Annotated in this window: 18 protein-coding genes and 1 other annotated feature; of the genes, 11 read left to right on the top strand and 7 right to left on the bottom strand. The window is 35.7% G+C overall.

The genetic code is table 11. The annotated features are described in order from the left end of the window. The first annotated feature begins 57 nt into the window (after positions 1-57). The 4 genes from H7K77_RS13355 (at position 58) to motS (ending at position 4,205) form a co-directional block, all read left to right on the top strand. Positions 58-1,122, top strand: a complete 1,065-nt coding sequence (locus H7K77_RS13355) for a bifunctional 3-deoxy-7-phosphoheptulonate synthase/chorismate mutase (protein WP_186578352.1) — start codon at positions 58-60, stop codon at positions 1,120-1,122. A gap of 369 nt (positions 1,123-1,491) precedes the next feature. Then, positions 1,492-2,496, top strand: a complete 1,005-nt coding sequence (ccpA, locus tag H7K77_RS13360) for a catabolite control protein A (RefSeq protein WP_186578353.1) — start codon at positions 1,492-1,494, stop codon at positions 2,494-2,496. Between the two features lie 88 nt (positions 2,497-2,584). After that, complete coding sequence (gene motP, locus H7K77_RS13365; RefSeq protein WP_186578354.1) at positions 2,585-3,412, top strand: flagellar motor protein MotP; 828 nt, start codon at positions 2,585-2,587, stop codon at positions 3,410-3,412. Beyond that, positions 3,402-4,205: a flagellar motor protein MotS gene (gene motS / locus H7K77_RS13370; RefSeq protein WP_186578355.1), complete on the top strand. Its 804-nt coding sequence runs from the start codon at positions 3,402-3,404 to the stop codon at positions 4,203-4,205. The genes motP and motS overlap by 11 nt, the downstream gene beginning before the upstream one ends. Before the next feature lie 39 nt (positions 4,206-4,244). On the opposite strand, the gene H7K77_RS13375 is transcribed toward motS, so the two are convergent. The 4 genes from H7K77_RS13375 to H7K77_RS13390 all read right to left on the bottom strand — a co-directional run bounded on the left by H7K77_RS13375 (position 4,245) and on the right by H7K77_RS13390 (position 9,859). Next, complete coding sequence (locus H7K77_RS13375; protein ID WP_186578356.1) at positions 4,245-5,411, bottom strand: acetoin utilization protein AcuC; 1,167 nt, start codon at positions 5,409-5,411, stop codon at positions 4,245-4,247. Further along, positions 5,401-6,054, bottom strand: coding sequence for an acetoin utilization AcuB family protein (locus H7K77_RS13380; protein ID WP_186578357.1), 654 nt, complete (start codon positions 6,052-6,054; stop codon positions 5,401-5,403). The genes H7K77_RS13375 and H7K77_RS13380 overlap by 11 nt, the downstream gene beginning before the upstream one ends. Positions 6,055-6,120: 66 nt before the next feature. After that, positions 6,121-6,765, bottom strand: coding sequence for a GNAT family N-acetyltransferase (locus tag H7K77_RS13385; RefSeq protein ID WP_186578358.1), 645 nt, complete (start codon positions 6,763-6,765; stop codon positions 6,121-6,123). Positions 6,766-6,910: 145 nt separating this feature from the next. Then, positions 6,911-9,859, bottom strand: coding sequence for a transglycosylase domain-containing protein (locus H7K77_RS13390; RefSeq protein WP_186578359.1), 2,949 nt, complete (start codon positions 9,857-9,859; stop codon positions 6,911-6,913). A gap of 122 nt (positions 9,860-9,981) precedes the next feature. Further along, positions 9,982-10,187: a binding site (T-box leader), on the top strand. Positions 10,188-10,246: 59 nt separating this feature from the next. Here H7K77_RS13390 and tyrS point away from each other — a divergent pair. Further along, positions 10,247-11,518 (top strand): tyrosine--tRNA ligase, encoded by a 1,272-nt coding sequence (gene tyrS / locus H7K77_RS13395; protein ID WP_186578426.1) that lies wholly within the window; start codon positions 10,247-10,249, stop codon positions 11,516-11,518. A gap of 89 nt (positions 11,519-11,607) precedes the next feature. Further along, positions 11,608-12,072, top strand: coding sequence for a GNAT family N-acetyltransferase (locus H7K77_RS13400; protein ID WP_186578360.1), 465 nt, complete (start codon positions 11,608-11,610; stop codon positions 12,070-12,072). A gap of 13 nt (positions 12,073-12,085) precedes the next feature. Here H7K77_RS13400 and H7K77_RS13405 read toward each other — a convergent pair whose 3' ends face one another. After that, a complete protein-coding gene (locus tag H7K77_RS13405; RefSeq protein ID WP_186578361.1) occupies positions 12,086-12,322 on the bottom strand; it encodes a hypothetical protein in 237 nt (78 codons plus the stop codon). A gap of 161 nt (positions 12,323-12,483) precedes the next feature. After that, positions 12,484-13,086, bottom strand: a complete 603-nt coding sequence (gene rpsD, locus H7K77_RS13410) for a 30S ribosomal protein S4 (protein ID WP_186578362.1) — start codon at positions 13,084-13,086, stop codon at positions 12,484-12,486. A 390-nt stretch (positions 13,087-13,476) separates the two neighbouring features. Between rpsD and H7K77_RS13415 the strand changes: the two genes are divergently transcribed. After that, on the top strand, positions 13,477-15,363 hold the full coding sequence (locus H7K77_RS13415) for a sensor domain-containing diguanylate cyclase (protein ID WP_186578363.1): 1,887 nt from the start codon (positions 13,477-13,479) through the stop codon (positions 15,361-15,363). A gap of 73 nt (positions 15,364-15,436) precedes the next feature. On the opposite strand, the gene H7K77_RS13420 is transcribed toward H7K77_RS13415, so the two are convergent. Then, positions 15,437-15,922: a GAF domain-containing protein gene (locus H7K77_RS13420; RefSeq protein WP_186578364.1), complete on the bottom strand. Its 486-nt coding sequence runs from the start codon at positions 15,920-15,922 to the stop codon at positions 15,437-15,439. A gap of 132 nt (positions 15,923-16,054) precedes the next feature. On the opposite strand from H7K77_RS13420, the gene refZ reads away from it, so the two are divergent. From refZ to H7K77_RS13440, 4 genes are all read left to right on the top strand, one after another. After that, positions 16,055-16,681, top strand: coding sequence for a forespore capture DNA-binding protein RefZ (refZ, locus tag H7K77_RS13425; protein WP_186578365.1), 627 nt, complete (start codon positions 16,055-16,057; stop codon positions 16,679-16,681). A 249-nt stretch (positions 16,682-16,930) separates the two neighbouring features. Continuing rightward, a complete protein-coding gene (ezrA, locus tag H7K77_RS13430; RefSeq protein WP_186578366.1) occupies positions 16,931-18,622 on the top strand; it encodes a septation ring formation regulator EzrA in 1,692 nt (563 codons plus the stop codon). Between the two features lie 18 nt (positions 18,623-18,640). Continuing rightward, positions 18,641-18,940 (top strand): hypothetical protein, encoded by a 300-nt coding sequence (locus H7K77_RS13435; RefSeq protein ID WP_186578367.1) that lies wholly within the window; start codon positions 18,641-18,643, stop codon positions 18,938-18,940. Positions 18,941-19,062: 122 nt separating this feature from the next. Further along, positions 19,063-20,202: a cysteine desulfurase family protein gene (locus H7K77_RS13440; RefSeq protein ID WP_186578368.1), complete on the top strand. Its 1,140-nt coding sequence runs from the start codon at positions 19,063-19,065 to the stop codon at positions 20,200-20,202.

The following is a 20,202-nucleotide window of genomic DNA, read 5'->3' on the forward strand; positions in this document are numbered from 1 at the left end:
ATTATTAAAAAATTATCATATTTTTCAATAACTTTAAATAGAAATAGGGGGATTTACATGAGTAATGAACAATTGGATCAGTTACGGGCACAACTTGACCAAGTAAATCTAGAAATCTTGGATTTAATTAATAAGCGTGCAGAGCTTGTTCAACAAACTGGTCAGGTAAAGGAAAAGCAAGGTGCTAATCGTAGTTTTGATCCCGTTCGAGAGCGTGATATGTTAAATCTTATAACAAAGAATAACAATGGTCCATTCGAAAATTCTACCATAGTTCACTTGTTTAAGGAAATCTTTAAAGCAGGTCTTGAGCTACAAGAAGACGATCATAGTAAAGCATTATTGGTATCTAGAAAGAAAAAACCTGAGGACACTGTTATTGAAATAAATGGTGAGAAATACGGCGACGGAAACCAACACTTCATCTTTGGACCATGTGCAGTTGAAAGCTATGAGCAAGTTGCTCAAGTTGCAGAAGCAATTAAATCACAAGGGTTAAAATTAATCCGCGGTGGTGCTTTTAAACCTAGAACATCCCCTTATGATTTCCAGGGTCTTGGATTTGAGGGGCTAGAAATTTTAAAGCGAATTGCTGATGAATATGACTTAGCTGTTGTAAGTGAAATTGTAAACCCGGCTCATATTGAAAAAGCAATTGAATATATTGATGTAATTCAAATCGGTGCACGTAACATGCAGAACTTTGAATTGTTAAAGGCTGCAGGAGAAACAAACAAACCAGTTTTATTAAAGCGTGGTATGTCAGCAACCATCTCGGACTTCATTAATGCTGCTGAGTATGTTAACTCAAGAGGAAATGGAAACATCATTTTATGTGAACGTGGAATTCGTACTTATGAGAAAGCAACACGTAATACATTAGACATTACAGCTGTACCTATTTTAAAGCAAGAAACGCACTTACCAGTCATGGTAGACGTAACGCATTCCACAGGTAGAAGAGATTTATTATTGCCTGCAGCAAAGGCTGCCTTAGCAATTGGTGCGGATGGCGTTATGGCCGAGGTACACCCTGATCCTGCAGTTGCGCTGTCTGATTCAGCACAGCAAATGGATATTCCAACATTCCATAATTTCATGAAGGAATTATTAGCTAAATAAAGAACGATCGATACAAACCCTTGCCAGAAATGGCAAGGGTATTTTCCTGTTTATTGGATTAATTACACAGTTTCACGCCGTTAGAAATGGGCTAATCTAACTGCAACGTTGCGCTTTAAAACACCTGTAGAAATAAACGCACTTTCCTCTATATTATTATTCTAAAAGAAAACAGATTTTAAGCAAAACTAGAATGGGACGATCTGGTTAGTAAAATTTCAAGTATTTGGTATAATAATATATGGTACATAGTAAAATGAAAAAATTTTCAAAAGAAAATTGTCGAACCATTGCGGAACAAGTTATAGTATCGTATGATATGTAAAAAGAAGAACGAATTTTAATTGGAATGATGGAGGTTATTATGTTATGAACGTCACAATATATGATGTAGCTAGAGAAGCAAATGTATCTATGGCAACTGTATCAAGGGTAGTTAATGGAAATCCAAATGTAAAGCCTGCAACAAGAAAGAAAGTGTTGAGTACAATTGAACGTTTAGGGTACCGTCCAAATGCTGTAGCCCGTGGACTAGCAAGTAAAAAAACAACCACAGTAGGTGTTATTATCCCTGATATATCTAGCATTTTCTTTTCTGAGCTAGCGCGTGGCATTGATGATATAGCAACGATGTACAAGTATAATATTATCTTAAGTAACTCTGATCAAAATAAAGAGAAAGAGTTAAGATTAATAAATACAATGCTAGAAAAGCAGGTAGATGGAATTGTGTATATGGGAGCAACAATTAGCGAGGAACACGTACAGCAGTTAAAAACGTCACCAGTGCCTGTTGCATTAGCTGCTACCATCGATCCTACTATGACTATACCATCAGTAAATATTGATTATGAGGAAGCAGCTTATGAAGCGACAAACCTATTGATCAGTAATGGTTCAGTACACCCAGCGTTTATTACTACTGAGGAAGAGTCAGATATCAGTAGCAAAAAATTTGCTGGGTATAAAAAGGCTTTACAAGAAAGTAATACAGAGTTAAATGAAGACTATGTAGTTAAAACGGAACATTATACTTATGAATCCGGAATTAAAGCGGCAGAGCAACTTGTGGATATGGAGAAAACACCTACAGGTATTTTCGTTGCTTCTGATGAAATGGCACTTGGAGTAATCCATGGTATTCAGGATAAGGGCTTAAAAGTACCAGAAGATATTGAAGTATTTGGCTTTGATAATACAAGACTAGCCACGATGGTTCGTCCAACATTATCAACAATTGTACAACCTATGTACGATATTGGTGCAGTTGCTATGCGCTTGTTAACAAAATATATGAATAAAGAGGAAGTTACGGATCAGAATGTAATTTTACCTCATAGAATTATTGAAAGAAACTCAACAAAACCTAGATAATGCCGATATATAAAATATATCTTAAAATACATTTCTTGGTGAAGCCTATTAATTCAACCAAGTTTGTGCATTGTTAGGGAGAGAGCATATGAAAAAAACGGATATTTTGACTCCTATCGGGATTACTTTAGGGTTTATGATGATCATGTTGGGAATTCTTACGAGTGGTGGAGTAAGTGGTACAGCTGCCTTTCTTGATATTGCTTCCATTCTTATTGTAATAGGTGGATTGTTCGCAGCATTACTTATCAACTTTAACTTGGACCAAATCAAACTTACTCATTTGGTGTTAAAAGAGGCCTTTAATAAAAATGATCAAAACCTGTCAGAACTAATTAGTCTATTTGAGAGATTATCAGAGAGAGCTAGGCGAGAAGGATTACTAGCGCTTGAAAATGAACTAGATACGGTAGATGATCCTTTTATAAAAAAAGGTGTGTTGTTAGCAATTGATGGTATCGAGCCAGAAGTTATTAATGACATCATGAGTGCAGAAATTACTGCTATGGAGGATCGTCATTCCAAAGGTAGAATGATTCTGGAAAAGGCGGGGGAATATGCACCTGCATGGGGGATGATTGGTACGTTGATAGGTCTTGTGCTCATGCTTAAAAATCTATCAGACCCATCCACACTAGGTCCTAATATGGCTGTTGCTCTACTTACCACTTTCTATGGTTCCGTATTGGCTAACCTAGTATTTATTCCAATGGCTGCTAAATTAGAGACAAAGTCAGATGAAGAAGTCTTTATGAAACAAATTGTTATAGAAGGGGTTATTGGAGTACAATCAGGACAAAATCCGAGAATTTTAAAAGAAAAGTTGAGTGCATTCTTATCTGATAAGGTCAAGAATAAAGAAAATGAGGAAAACCTAACCGAGGAAATACCGGGGGAATCGGTCAATGAAGCGTAAACCAAAACGTGTTGACAAAGGTGCACCTAAATGGATGGTTACGTATTCCGATTTAATAACGTTAATTTTAGTATTCTTTATCTTGCTATTTTCAATGTCACAGATAGACTTAGTTAAATTTCAGGCTGTTGCGGAGTCGTTTCGGAACCGAATGATTTTTGATAGTTATCCATCACCGATACCGGCAGAATATCCAACAGAGAATGCAGAAATGCAGAAGAATAACGAGGGTTCTGCTGATTTGAAAAACAATCTGTCAGAGAATAAAACAGAAAGTCAGACAAACGAAGCGCAACAAAACACTAACACGGAAGTTATTCAGCATGATGAGTCGTTAGACAAGTTGTTAGCTGAAGTTCGAAAGTTCTTGAATGATAATCAATTAAACAATGTTATTACAGCTAACAGAACAGAGGCTGGAGTAGTTTTAGTCTTACAAGAAAAAGTATTGTTTGAGTCTGGTGAAGCAGATATTATAGAATCGGGTAAACCTTTTCTTGAAAAGATGGGAAAGCTACTGCAAAATATTCCTAATCTAGTAAGGGTCGAGGGACATACGGATGATAGGCCTATATCGAACTATCGTTACCCATCAAACTGGGAACTGTCTGGTGCTAGAGCTAGTAGTGTCATTCGCTATGTGATCAAAACAAATAAAATTGATGAAACTCGTTTCATATCGGTAGGTTATGGAGATACTCGTCCTATCGTTGAAAATGATTCAGAGGCAAACTGGAGTAAAAACCGGAGAGTTGAGGTTGTTATTCTAGAAATCAACGAAAATAGCAATTAAACAAAAGCAAACTCTCTAGATCAGGGAGTTTGCTTTTGTTTAATTAAATAACTTTTTGTTTCTTGTAAATTGTAGTGCTTTGCCAAGAGTTAGCTGGTTTTTCTCGGTTATTTCTACTTTTCTTGGTATCGTTTTATAGGAATTTTGTTTATCATTCCAAGTAGACGGTAAATGGACAGGTGCCTGACTTTGCCACTTTTTTAACCATTTAATGGGAAGAAGTCCAGACATGGATTGACTGTGATGCATGACATTCCATATTTGGCCCCATGCTCTTGGAACTACTCTCCAAATGTCATAACCGCCACCGCCAAGGGCAATCCACCTTCCATTACAATACCTGTGTGCCATTTCATGTGCAATCTCTGGTATAACCTCATATACTTTCATCGTCGTACTTAAATGAGTAAGTGGATCCAAGAAGTGTGCATCAGCACCGTTTTGGGTAATAATAATGTCTGGTTGAAAATACTCGGCCACTTCTTTAAATGCTGTTATATAAACTTCTAAGAAGGATTCATCCTCGGTAAATGCGTCAATAGGAACATTGAAGGAATAGCCATATCCTTCCTTAAGTCCTCGTTCATTAACATTTCCAGTACCAGGATATAAATATCTTCCTGTTTCGTGGATGGATAGTGTACAGACGTTAGGATCATCATAAAAAGCCCATTGAACGCCATCACCGTGGTGGGCGTCAGTATCGACATAGAGAACCTTAAGGTTGTGTTTTTCCCTTATATACTTGATGGCAATTGCTCCATCATTATATATACAAAAACCTGAAGCCTTTTGAGGAAATCCATGATGAAGTCCACCACCTAAATTCATGGAATGGATAACGCGGTCGGATATTACTTGATCAACAGCAGTAAGTGTACCTCCGACTAATAAGGAAGATGCATCGTGCATTCCAGGAAAAATGGGAGTGTCTTCTGTTCCAAGTCCAAATTGTAATGCTTGTTCCTCACTTAATAAGCCCTTACTAGCTCGTTTTACCGCCTCAATATAGGAATGATCATGTATAAGTAATAATTCCTCCTCGGTAGCTTTACGTGGCGAAATGATATCTCTACAACTTAATTTTCCACTATCTTCTAATAACTGCTTAGTCAGGGTGACTCTTAACTGGTTAAAAGGGTGGTCATCATTAAATTTATAATTTTTAAATTGATCCGAATAAATAAAAACTGAACTACAAGTCATAATTTTTCTCCATATAATTTGGCCAAAGTACTTCAAAATTAGCCTGGTGTAGACTTTCAATAATAGAGACTGGATTCATTGTTTGTATTCGGAATACAAGAATCTTATAATTTGAATCACTTTTACAGGGATATACTAAGACAGAAGTTATTTTAACCCTTCTTTTCCCAAAAATAGCAGTTACCTCTGCCAAGATACCTATACGATCTGGTACTTTTATTTCAATTTGAGAACTTTGCACATGGGTACCTGTTAACTGAATTAGTGTGTAAAGCATATCCTTTTCAGTGACGATTCCAACTAAGCGCTCTTCCCGAACAACAGGAAGACAGGCAAACTCTTGTTCATAGAAAATAGAGGCAACCTCCTCCACGAAATCTAATGGGTGAATGGTAACTACAGGTTGGCTCATAATCGATTTAATAGGATTACTTAACTCCATTTTATTTTCTTCATTGTGAAAAATGGAAGGTGCTGCATCCCGAACATCTCTATCAGATACGATGCCAATTACGCTATTATTTTGATCAATAATCGGGATATGGCGAATATGATGCTTTTGTAAAAGTTTTAAAGCTTCAGAGATCTCTGCCTCTGGTGGTAAAGTAATAACATTGGTTTTCATAACCTCTTTTACTAACATCCTAAAAACCCCTTTCTAAAAAGGATGCGCTTACAAAAGTTAGTTTGCTAATAAACACTACATTCACTACTTATTTGTTCGGTATCTTTCCCTATCTAGAAAACGTAAACGGTCAAACTTTTCTACGCTAGAATTAGCGACATGTTCACCAATTCGAACCATAAGACAATTGGCGGGGTGTGAGATGATTTCTGGATCATCAGTTGGGGCTGGTTTTAGACCTCCAACGCTCATCATCTTTTCCATTATCTTTCGGTAATTCCATACACTTAGTTGAGTGTTTTTAAGATCCCAATGCCAGTAATACTCCGTAGAAATGATAATATAGTTTTCCATTGCTTTATCCATCATTGCCACTCTAATAAGCTCTGACCCTAGTTTGATCCCACGATAAGGAGGTGCGATTTCGATTGCACCTAACTCTAATAAGTCATCCATCTTGAAATAAGACCACCGCTCGAGTGGGTCTGGATGAAGAAAAGTAACGTATCCTACAATGGTGTTATTTACTACGCCTACAATGATCCTTCCTTCTTCTAGATCAGCAATTTCCTTAAGTGCTTGAAATTGTTTTGATGCAGGTCTGAAAGCCTGAAGGTCATCATGAAATTTTAACTCCTTAAGTTGGGAATGAGGTATGGGACCTTCTATTTTTATTTCCCAAAGATCTGTTTGCATCGTGCTAGTGTGATAGTTTTTTTCATGTATCAAGTGCTTCACCACCTAGTAAAAGAACTCCTATTATTTATTATACAAGAAGATAGATGAGTTTGTTAGAAAAAAATCCCTCTGTTGTTACTTTTCAACAGAGGGATTGTGTATTAGTTGTTGTTTTTATCATTCTTTTTCTAATTTATTATTCAGCTGAATTGTCATTTTCTGTGTTGTCAGTATTACCTGGAGTTGACTCCCCATCTTGATTATCAGAATTACTATCAGGCTTTTCAGGTTTAGTTGGTTTATCCTTCTTAGGTTTAGCCGGCTCTTCCGGTTCCGGTTCAGGCTCTGGAGTAAAATCTCCTACTTCTACTTTAACTGATGCAGCAGATTCTTGTCCGAAATAATCAACCGCTTTTACTTGATAAACAGCTTTGCTATTGGAGATATTAAATTTAAGATCTGTTGTACTTCCAACTAAGCTATACTGTGTTGAGTCAGGATTAGCTGCACGATATATTCGATATCCAACAACGTCGTTACTACCAGATTTACTCCAAGTAAGCGCATTTCCAGCTTTCTTCACATTGTTTGGTGTAGCCGGATTTTTGCCATCGTTTTTAATCTCATTTGTACTTGGAACTTGTATATTAGCCCATACACCGGTTTGATTCGGTATGAGTACTTTAATGTTACTTAACCTGTCATAATTATTCCGTTTTAACCAGTCAGGATTAAAGGCTACACCATCACCTTTTGTAAACTCTTCAGGTGTGTTCTCACCTGCAACAACTGCTTTTCCGTTAATCATTACATAGCTGTCCTTAATTAAACTGTCATCTGTTTTGTTCGGAACATATTTGGCATTGTAAATATCTGATCTTACTAGACCTAGTTCACTACATATATCAGATGGAGCCAGTCCTGATGTTGCACAATAAGAACGGGAGACGATGCCATCTGGACGTTCAAATCGTTGACTTGGAGCCATAAGATCAGGTTTTATTTCGGTTGCCGCATTTACTAGTTTAGACCAGAATATAACGTTTCTGCTACTATAACTTGTGTAGCCTCTACCTTGGTCAAGAGGCATATTGCTATCATAGCCCATCCAACTACCTATCGTTACGTTCGGATTTGTGGCAACAAACCAAGTATCACGAAATTCGTTTGTTGTACCGGTTTTACCTGCCCAATCAACATTTGTATGACTAATATTTGCTCTTGCAACGGTAGCTGTTCCTCTTGTTAATACGTCACGCATCATATCCAACATTAAATAATTCGTCTCTGGTGAAAAAACATGTACAGGCTTTGGTTGTTCATGTTGATAAATAACCTCTCCATCAACTGTTTCAATTTTTTCGATCAAGTATGCATCAACAAATTGGCCACCATTCCCAAATGTTGCATAAGCGTTAGTGTTTTCTTCGACAGTTACCCCTTTTGTCATACCACCAATTGCAATCGATTCAACTTCATAATCACTCTTGAAGAGCGAGGTGAAGCCCATTTTTTCTAAATAATTTTTAGCTGGATTATTTGCCAAGATTTGTTGATATGTTTTTACTGCTGGTACGTTATGTGACTTATATAATGCTTCACGAACCGACACAAGACCATAATTTCCACCAGTATAGTTATGAATTTCTGTCCCATTAGAATACCAAGAAGGGATATCGGCAATAACAGAACCTGGTTGAATAACTCCTGCTTCCATTGCAGGTGCATAAACTAATAGTGGTTTCATGGTACTACCATTTTGACGCTTAGAATTAGTGGCATGATTCATTTGTTCCAAGTTGAAGTCTCTACCACCTACAAAGCTTAATATTTTTCCTGTTGTATTTTCAATTAATATACTACCTACTTGTACCGGTTCAATCAGTGTTTCCATCTCACCTGTCTCAGGGTTTTCTACTTTTACTATATCCCCGGTTTTTCTATCAATTACTGGTTTATCTCTCCCGTAATTGTCATAGTTTGCAGCGATTTCTTGAAACTTATCGTATATTTTTTTATCAATCGTGGAATGAATCTTATATCCACTCTTACTTAATTCCCGTTGCGCTAGTATATAGTATTCTTCTCGCAGTGTATCACTGTTTTCAAGATCTTCCGTTGTGTATCCATCTTCCTTAGCCAATACTTCTAGCAGTATTTCTGCTGCTCTTTTCTTTATTTCATTTGTTAGGTATGGATACTTGTCCAAAGTAGATTCCTTTGGTTCGATGAAGTCCGCAACAATGTCATAGTTGAGTGCTTCGTTATACTCATTCTTCGTTATATAGCCGCCTTCTAGCATTCTACTTAATACAGACTTCATACGGGTAAGCCCTGGCTCTAATCCTTCTTTTGTTTTTAGCTCACCACCATTTAAGAATGGGGTGTAGTAGGAAGGACTCTGTGGAAGTCCTGCAATAAATGCAGCTTGTGGTAAATTAATATCCTTTGCATCTACTCCAAATATCCCCTGGGCAGCAGTTTGTACACCTGCAATGTTTTGTCCAGAAGAATTTCTACCAAATGGAACAATGTTCAAGTAAGCTTCTAAAATTTCATCTTTATCAAAAAATCTCTCTAAACGCATTGCAAGCAAGATTTCCTTCGCTTTTCTTTCAAAGGATACTTCATTTGTTAGAATTTGATTTTTAATTAATTGCTGTGTTAATGTACTACCACCAGTCTTGACGGAGGCATTAGTAGCTTCCTGATATATTGCACGTAAGATCGCTTTTGGAACGACACCTTTATGTGTTTCGAAGTATTCATCTTCTGTTGCGATAATGGCGTGTTTTATATTGTCAGATACGTTTTCTAGTTTTACTTCGTCACGGTATAGGTCAGAACGTATCTCACCTAGAAATACATTATCCGCAAAATATAATTCTGATGTTTCTTCGTAGTTGTAAATGTCTTTTTCCATTTCGGTTCGTGGTCTTATTTCTTCATCCTTTACTAGGGAGGCAAAATAGCCAGCACCAACACCTCCAGCAAAAAACATTCCAATAACACCAATCACGATAAAAAATAGGATTACATTCCATATTACATCGTAGGAGATGCGCATGGTTTTTTGGAAGGATCCTTTTTTCCACCAACTGCTCACATTAGATATAAATTTATGCATAAATTCTTTAAAATTCATTGTCTACCTCCTTACATCAATCTATATTATAGCATAGCAGTCAAATGAAAGTGATTACTATTTGTATCGTACTATTGCCTTTTTAAAAAAAGTATGATATTAATGTTATCACAATAAAAAATTATAAAGCTTTGAAAGACTGAAGTAGTAAAATGACTCCCTGATATAGAGAGCTAACGGTTGCTGGAAGTTGGCATATAGTCATTTTGTGAATTACGCTCTGGAGCTTCTTCTGGTGACAGAAGACGGTGGACCTCATCGTTAATTTCTTAAGTTGGCAATTAGTTTATTGCAACAAGGGTGGTACCGCGACAATCTCGTCCCTTTTTTGGGAGGAGTTTTTTTGTGTTTTATGATTTTTTACAAAAGAAAAGGAGAGTTGATGATATGCACATACTAGAGGATTTAAAACTACGTGGCCTTATTCAACAAACAACTGATGAAGAAGGGATTAAGCAGCATCTTGATGAAAACATTGTGACATTGTATGCAGGGTTTGATCCGACTGCTGATAGCCTTCACATTGGACACTTGGTTCCGATATTAATGTTGAAACGATTCCAACAAGCAGGGCACCGTCCTATCGCTTTAATTGGTGGTGGAACTGGAATGATTGGGGATCCAAGTGGTAGGTCAACGGAGAGGCAGCTAAATGACCTTGCAACAGTTCAACATTTTAGTGACCGTATTAAAGAACAATTAGCTAAGATTCTTAACTTTGACGAAGGTGAAAATGCAGCTGTAGCTAGAAACAACTTTGAATGGTTATCTAAGATGACTATTATCGATTTTTTAAGAGATACAGGTAAGCATTTTGGTATTAATTACATGCTGGCAAAGGATTCCGTTGAATCAAGGTTAGAAAACGGTATTTCCTTTACAGAGTTCACTTACATGATTTTACAATCCGTTGATTTCTTAAATTTATATGAGAAAGAGAATTGTACGCTACAAGTTGGTGGTAGTGATCAATGGGGTAATATAACTGCTGGTATGGAGTTAATTCGTCGTAAGAAGAGTGGGGAAGAACTAGAGGCAAAGGCTTATGGGTTAACTGTGCCATTAATTACGAAGTCAGATGGAACCAAGTTTGGTAAAACAGCTGGTGGTGCTGTTTGGCTTGATCCAGCTAAAACATCTCCTTATGAGTTCTACCAATTCTGGATTAATACGGATGATCGAGATGTGATTCGTTTTCTTAAATTCTTTACTTTTGTCGGTTTAGATGAAATCAGTGAGCTAGAAAAAGAATTGGAGACTGCTCCAGAAAAGCGTATTCCACACAAGCGTCTGGCAGAGGAAATGACTAAAATGGTTCATAGCGAAGCGGCGTTACAACAAGCGCTGAAGATTACTGAAGCATTATTTAGTGGGGAGATCCAAGAGTTGAATGGGGAAGAAATTGAACAAGGCTTTAAGGACGTGCCTTCTATTACAAAAGAAAAGCAAGAAGTTGGACTTATTGACCTTTTAGTAGAAGCTAAGATTGCTTCTTCAAAGCGACAAGCACGTGAGGATATCCAAAATGGAGCTATTTATATTAATGGAACAAGAAACCAGGATCTTGCTCATGTTATAGATGTAGCAGATCGAATTGATGATAAGTTCACTATCATACGTCGTGGAAAGAAAAAATATTTCTTAATTCGCTTCCAGTAATTTTTATAAAAGGAGAAGTCTTTATGTAAAGGCTTCTCCTTTTAATTATTTGCAACTGAGTAGAGATAGCTATTAGGGGGCGGGAATTGGTGAATATACAATTAATAAAGGCCACAAATTCTGATGCTGAATTGCTTTTTGCTATGCAAGTAAAGGCGTTTAAACCTTTACTAAGGAAGCACAGGGATTATGACACAAATCCAGCAGCTGAGTCTATTGATAAGATGATGAAAAAAATAAATTGGATCGATGGTACATACTATAAGATTCTACTTAATAATTTAGCTGTTGGAGGAGTCTTTATCTATTGGAAAGAATATAATGTATTTCGTATTAGTCCACTCTATATTCTGCCAGCATATCAAGGGAATGGGATAGCGCAAAAAGTGTTACATCAACTGGAGGATATGTATCCAGAAGCGAGATCATGGGAACTTTTTACAATATTTGAGGAAGAACGGAACTGCTATCTATACGAGAAGATGGGATTTATCAAAACAGGACCTACTAAGAAAATAAATGAAAGAGCAACGCTTATATTGTATAGGAAATAAGCGTTGTTCTTTTTTAATCTAAATCTAGATCAGTGGGATTAACAATGGAGATTAACGATTCCTTAGGATTAATCTTTATACTTTCAAGGAGCATTGCTTTAAATTCAATATCATCTTCATGGAAAGTAATTTGAGTAATTATTTGGCCAATCTCCTTATCGATTAACACAAATTTGTTGTCCTTTGCGTAATCTTCATGGTCACCTTCCCATTGGATAGTCCACTGATTATACTTATATTGATGCTTCAATTACAATCACCTCAAGCAATAGTTTCCCACATCAGAAATAAGAAATACACAAAAATAAAATCCGACAAATATCGGGTGGTGCAAGGCACCCAAAAAGTAACAAAATAAAAAAGCACCGAGATAACTCGGTGCTTTTATCGTAAGTTGAATGAAAATAACTATTAACGAGAGTAGAACTCAACGATAAGTGGTTCGTTAATTTCAGCAGGAAGTTCAGAACGTTCTGGTAAACGAGTAAATGTTCCAGAAAGGTTCGCTTCATCAAAAGAAAGATATTCTGGTACGAAGTTATTAGCTTCAATAGATTCTTTAATGATATCTAAGTTAGCTGATTTTTCACGAACACTGATTACTTGACCAGGTCTTACACGGTAAGATGGGATATCAACACGTGAACCATCTACAGTGATGTGACCGTGGTTAACTAATTGACGAGCTTGTCTACGAGTACGAGCAAGGCCAAGACGGTAAACAAGGTTATCTAAACGAGATTCAAGAAGAATCATGAAGTTTTCACCATGGATACCTTTCATTTTACCTGCTTGATCAAACAAGTTACGGAATTGACGTTCGTTTACTCCGTACATGAAACGTAGCTTTTGCTTTTCTTGTAGTTGTAAACCGTATTCTGACATTTTCTTACGTTGGTTTGGACCGTGTTGTCCAGGTGCATATGGGCGTTTTTCTAACTCTTTACCAGTTCCAGTTAGAGAGATCCCAAGACGACGTGACTTTTTCCATACAGATCCTGTATAGCGAGACATTGTACATCTTCTCCTTTATTATATATGAATTTGCATAAAAATAAGACAGTGTGTTCCAGTGTCGCTTGACATTTTATTTTCATGTACCATCGCTCCAGCAGCAGAGAGTTACTCGATACACCTCACTTAGGAGGAATAAAATGAACAAGTCGGTGGCTCACAGAGGCTACCTTTTTTACACAAACTTCATTATAAAATTTTTAGAGATGGAAGTCAACCTTATTGTTTTCAGTAATAAGTATATATAGCATGAAAAAGTAATTAATCACTGATAGTTAGTAAGATCTATTTCCTAAATAATTGAAAATTATTTCCATTTATATATAGGAATGTTGAAGCCATTCAGATATAATTAAAATATCAATAGATATTAGCGATAGGTGAGATAAGATGGAACTAAATAGCAGATTGTGGCACGAACAATTACAAACTATTTTTTCGAAGAAGTATATCTATAATATTAATGGTTACTCAGGTGATATTGTATCAGAAATCTCAGAACAAATTAAAAGGTTGCTTGACGCAAAATGTGTAGCGATCTATTTATATGATAGTTGGAAAGATGATTTTGCACTTGCTACTGATTTACCAGAGGAACAAAGTATGTTAAAGCAATATTTGATTGAGGATGCTGGATTAGATAAATTCACCTATGAAACTGTAAAGCAAGGCTACAATATATTTAAAGGGAATAATTTGTTTAAAGAAACGGTTCTATATCGAACATTCTTAATTCCTCTTAACAAAGATGAGTTACCATTGGGATTTATTTTAATTTCCTTCCCAAACCTCTTTCAAATCACGGAAGAGAATTTAATTGAATTAGAAGGGATAGCCCATGAAACGTTTCAATTATTAAATGGATTAGGAAGTTACACCCAAACAAAGGAGAAAGCTAATAAATACGAACTATTATATCGTGTGACTAAAAAGTTCCATTCATCGATTAATACACACGATGTCTTAACAGAAGTAATAAATACGCTTTCGAGTGTTTATCCAAAATTAGAATATAATTTATTTCTTTCCCAAGATTATCAGCATGATAGTGACCTACCAATTAAGTCACTTATTTATAATGATAAGTTTGTTAATAGTGGAAGTGTTCAAGCATTCTTAACCGGTAAAATTCAGTTAGAAAAAAGTAAGTGCAATACAAAGTCACACTTTTATGCCCCATTAAAAGGTAAACAAGGAATCTATGGTGTACTTCAAGTAACAGCACCGAATACATCTCAATTTCCGGACAGTGATATTGAATTTATTACACTACTCGCTAACACAGCGGGTAATGCATTAGAGAATGCCCAACTATATCAGCAATCAAAACAGTTAATATCAGATCTCCAATTGATTAATGAAACTTCACATACGCTTAACTCTAAATTCAGATTAATAGAAATTACAGAATACATGAATAAACAAATCAAACAATCTTTTAAAGCAGAAGAAGTTGGTTTCTTTCTATTCAGTGATGAAAAAGATCAAGTGTTAGAAGGAAGTACTTCTTTTTTCTTTACAAACCAATCAGCCTTATTTGCTTCAGAGATAAATGAGTCTCTCAAAAAGACGAAAGAATCTATGTTCGTCGGTGATTTTCAACATACATACAACGGAAAGGTATTTCCTTTTTATTCCTTTTTAGCTATTCCAATGATCCAAACGGAAAAAGTAATTGGTGCGATTATGGTATTACACCATACCTCAAATTATTTTTCGTTTGAATCATTTAAATTAATTAGATCGTTAGTCCACCATTCCACCTTAGCATTTGTGAACTCTATGCTTAGGGAACAACTAGAGCATTTGGTAATAACAGATTACTTGAGTCAGTTATATTCTAGGAAATATTTAGATGAAAAACTTCAGGAGTACATCAGCATAGATAATCAAGGAGTTTTCTTGTTAGTTGATATCGATGATTTTAAGAAATTTAATGATACCTACGGACATGAAGTGGGGGATGATATTATTGTACAAGTGGCAACTATTATTAAAGATAGTGTAGTTGATAAGGGTTTTGCCGCAAGATGGGGTGGGGAAGAACTGGCTATCTATTTACCGATGGCTAGCCTAGAGGATGGTCTAACAACCGCGGAACAATTAGTTTATCGAGTAAGGGAGAACACCAATCCAACTGTAACGATCTCGGTAGGTGTATCTTATTGGAATAATGAAACAGAGGATTCGGAACGAGCGAAGACTATTTTTGACTTTGCAGACAGTGCGTTATATGAAGCAAAAAGATTAGGGAAAAACTGCGTTGTTCAAGGCTAACTAAACCGATCAAAAAAGCGAGAGGACATGAAACAAAATCTTGTCCTCTTGCATCGTTAGCAATTATATTAGATTAGATATGTTTTTCTAATACCTTCACAAACTTTTCCAAATAAAGCTGATCTTCTTCATCAAAACGGTTTTTGTTAGGACTATCAATGTCTAAGACACCATACACTTCCCCGTCTTTTATAATAGGTACAACAATTTCTGATTGACTTGCTGCATCACAGGCTATGTGTCCAGGGAACTGGTTTACATCAGCAACTCTTTGTGTTTGTCTTGTTGCAAAAGCGGTGCCGCAAACTCCTTTTCCACTTTTAATTCTATTACATGCTGGTAGCCCTTGGAAAGGTCCTAAAACTAGTTCTTCTTCCTCTTCCTTCCATACGTAAAAGCCAACCCAGTTAACATCAGATAGGAATTGGTTTAAGAGTGCTGAGGCATTTGAAAGATTAGCAATAATATCATTTTCCCCTTCAAGTAAAGCATCAAGTTGCTTTATAACTAGACCGTAATCTTTTTCTTTCGTACCTTCATATTGTTGAGCATGAAACATGTATATCCCCCTAGTAGTAAGTTAATTGACAAACATCGAATAATTCGACAAGATTAACACGATATTTGACGATAAAAAATGGAAGGACTCCTAACATTAATGTCGTAATCAGTAATGAAGGAGATGAAACTGATGAAAAAAAATGAAACAAAGCAGAAAGTTATGGATGCTGCTTGTAGTTTGTTTTTCGCAAAAGGATTTCATGGTACATCTGTTAGAGATATTGCGAAAAAAGCCGCAGTTAATGTTTCTTTAATAAACTATTACTTTTCTAGTAAGCAAGGTTTATTAGAGGCAGCTGTTGTTTCTTACTATGAAAAGTATTTAGAACTATTAGAAAATGTACTGGACGATACTGCATCACTAGCTCCTACCTCAAAGCTAAAAAAACTAATTGAAGCCATTATACAGTATAAACAGAACCAACATCAATTTACATGTTTTATTCAGCGTGAGTTATCAATGGATTCTATTTTTGTTAGGGAAATGATGGTAACTTACCTAGCAAAAGAGAATTATATGATTAGCAAAGTGTTTAGTAGTGCTTTAGATGGAACACCCTATACCCACATTGATAAGGAGTTTTTATTGTTTCAGCTTAAAGGGTTATTAAGTACTCCATATATGGCACCAAATGAATGGAAGAATAAAATATTATGGGACCAATCCCATGACTTTTTCATAAAAAAATACAGTAAATCTATAAATGATTGGCTCGATTATGTGATTGAAAAACAACAACAGGATAATAGCAGATAACAGTAATTTATGACTTCTAGTTACTACCTTCTTTTCTAATAGAGAGTGGCTTGTAGTTTTGTCCTCATATAGCTGCTCTATTTCCTTATGTCTATTGGTAAAACAAAAATAATGTCAAAACGTAAATTATTTTGAAAAAATTTAGCAAAAAATAAGGAAGACATGGTATCATAAGTATTAATAATTATTAATGAAAATCCTTGATATTTTTAATTTACATAGAATTGTTAAACGGTAAGGAGGATTTATATGGCCTATGCGATTGGTGGTATACTCGTCATTATTGCCCTTCTGATTCTTGGTTTGATTTTAAGAAAAAGAGTGTACGATGAGGTAGATCGGTTAGAGAGCTGGAAAATGGATATAATGAATAGAAATGTTACAACGGAATTAGCGAGAGTAAAGAGTTTGAACTTATCTGGTGAAACGCAAGAAAAATTCGAAGGTTGGAAAGAACGTTGGGATTTAATTCTAACTAGAGAACTACCGGATATGGAAGAATACTTGCTAGACGCTGAAGAAGCTGCTGATAGATTTAGAATGCGCTTGTCCAAAAAAAATCTGCGCGCAGTTGAAGAAAACCTTCAAAATATTGAGAAAAACATCGTGCAAATGTTTGATGAGTTAGAAAGCTTATTAGATTCAGAGCAGAGAAGTAGAAAAGAAGTAGAAGAAACTCTGCCTATTATTAAGTCCCTAAGAAAACAATTACTTCAAAATCGCCACCAATACGGAAAAGCTGAAATAAGGTTTGAGGTAGAAGTGGATGAGTTAGAGCAAGAGCTTAATCATTATTATGAACTGGCTGAATCAGGTAACTATTTTGAAGCACAACAATTGGTGGATAGCTTAAAAAACAAGTTACAGGAATTGGAAGCGGAAATAATTGAATTCCCTGTGATTTTTAAAAAGTGTAAGCAAGAAATTCCAGAACAAATCAAGGACTTGTTAATGGGTATTAATAACATGAAAGCTGATGGATATCGAGTTGACCACTTTGGGTTCGAAAAAGAGCTAACTAAATTTCAAGAAATATTAATGGATAGTATCGTTCAGTTGGAAAAAGGTGGCACTTCTGATATTACTGAGCTTATCCAACCAATTGAAGAAAGATTAGCTGAGATGTATCAACTTCTTGAGAAAGAAGCAATGGCTAAGTCATATGTGGAAAAACAAGTACCAAGTTACCGTAACTTAATGGAAGAAGTTACGAAGGATTTTAATGATACGAAACAAGAGATTACAAAACTTCAAGAAACCTATTATTTAGAGAAAACAGATATTGAACTTCATTTGAGTTTAGAAAAGTGGATCACTCAACTTCAAAAACAATATGAGCAACTTGAGATAGAAATAGAAGAGCAGAAAGTTAATCATATTGAAATTAGAGAAAAAATGGAAAATGGGTATAAAGAATTAGTTGAGCTTCAAGAATCTCATAATGATTTTAAAGAACAAATACGAGCCCTTAGAAAAGATGAATTAGAAGCTAAAGAAACAGTTTTAGAAATGCGAAAGCAGCTTTACGATGTAAATAGAAAGCTGCAAAAAAGTAATATCCCGGGTGTACCAAGTTTTATTTGGGAGTTATTAGAATCAGCATCTGTTAAATGTGATGAAGTGGTTCAGAAGCTAGATAAACAACCACTTGATATGGGTGAAATTCAATTTGCATTATCTGAGGCAAAAAAAGTTGTACAAAATATGATGGAACAGACAGAGTTGATTCTAGATCAAGCAAGACTAGTAGAAACAGTCATTCAATATGCTAATCGTTATCGAAGCAAGCATGCTATACTTGCCGCGAAATTATATGAAGCAGAATCGATGTTCAGAAACTATCAATATGAAGAAGCATTAGAAGAGGCTGTTAAAGCATTAGAAGAAATTGAACCTGGTGCGCTAAAAAGACTGGAAGAGTACAGTAAAGTTCCAAGTTGAGGAAAAGTGGTTTTAGAAATGAAATGGATAATATCTGCATTGAGTGTTGTTTCAATTTTGATATGGTTGGCTGTAATTTGGGTTTTCCTTGGGGATAAACCTTCCAATTATGCCCAAATCCATAGCTTGAATAACACTATACTAACAACGAAAGATTATACTTCAATTGTAGAGTTAGCTGAAAAGCCAAAAGAAGTTGTACCAAAAGAAATTACTAATGTAAAACAAAGTATCGAAGAAGATAGTTTAAAAAGCTTAGGAGTTACGGAACAAGTATCGATTGATACAGTTCTTTCAGCTTTGGGAATTGTTAATTAAATATTTAGAATGGTCAGAAGCCCTTACTAATATGGTAGGGGTTTTTGGTTTTTACTGTATTTCAATTCTTTAGGATGTGTGTTAATATATTTCAGGTGTAAAGCGGAATGTGGGGGGATATGATGATTTACTTAGATAATAGTGCTACTACAAAACCATACCCAGAAGTTATCGATAGTTTTAGCCAAGTTGCACAACAGTTCTATGGCAATCCGTCATCGATCCATTCTTTTGGTCTAAGATCAGAGCGTTTGTTAAACCAAGCAAGGAAGCAAGCTGCTCATTTAATAGATGTAGATGAAAGTGAAATTGTGTTTACCTCTGGAGGTACAGAGGGGAACAACATGGCTATAAAAGGAATTGCATTTGCCCACCAAAATAGGGGGAAACATATTATAACTTCACAAATAGAGCACCCATCAGTCCTTGAGACGTGCCGATCTTTGGAAGAACAGGGTTTCCGTGTTACCTATTTACCAGTAAATAATAATGGTGTTATTTCACCTATAGACTTAGAAAAGGCCATAACGGAAGAAACTATTCTTGTAAGCATCATGCATGTGAATAATGAACTGGGAACCATCCAACCAATTCAAGAAGTAGGACAAATTGTTAGCAAATACCCCAAAGTTTTCTTCCATGTCGACCATGTCCAAGGGTTTGGTAAAATCTCATTAGACTTCTACGACTGTCTAATTGACCTTGTTACAATTTCTGGTCACAAAATACATGGACTTAGAGGGACAGGAATACTCTTTGTGAAAAAAGGAACAAAAATTTCCCCATTGTTTCATGGAGGAGAACAAGAAAATAAGTTCCGTGCTGGGACTGAGAATTTAGCGTCGATTGTATCAATGGTCAAGGCTGTTCGTTTAATTTTAGAACAACAACAAATTAAATCCGACCAATTAAGAGCGTTAAGTAATAAATTGAAAAAATCGCTAAAAACTATAAATGGTATAATGATAAATACACCGGAAAAGCATGCGGATCATATAGTGAATATTTCAATACCAGGTTATAAGCCGGAAGTAATTATCCATGCCTTAGCTGAAAAAGATATATTTATTTCTACAAAATCTGCATGTTCCTCAAAACAACCAGATGAAAGTGCTATACTTGTAGCATGTGGCTTTGATAAAGAAATTCGTAATTCTGGATTAAGAATTAGTCTGTCTTACGAAAATACTATAGAAGAAATAGAACAGTTTTGTACAGAACTCCAAGATGTATTATTACAATTAAGCGGAATAATGAGGTAG

This window comes from Aquibacillus kalidii (assembly GCF_014280935.1).
In the GTDB taxonomy this organism is placed as follows: domain Bacteria; phylum Bacillota; class Bacilli; order Bacillales; family Amphibacillaceae; genus Aquibacillus_D; species Aquibacillus_D kalidii.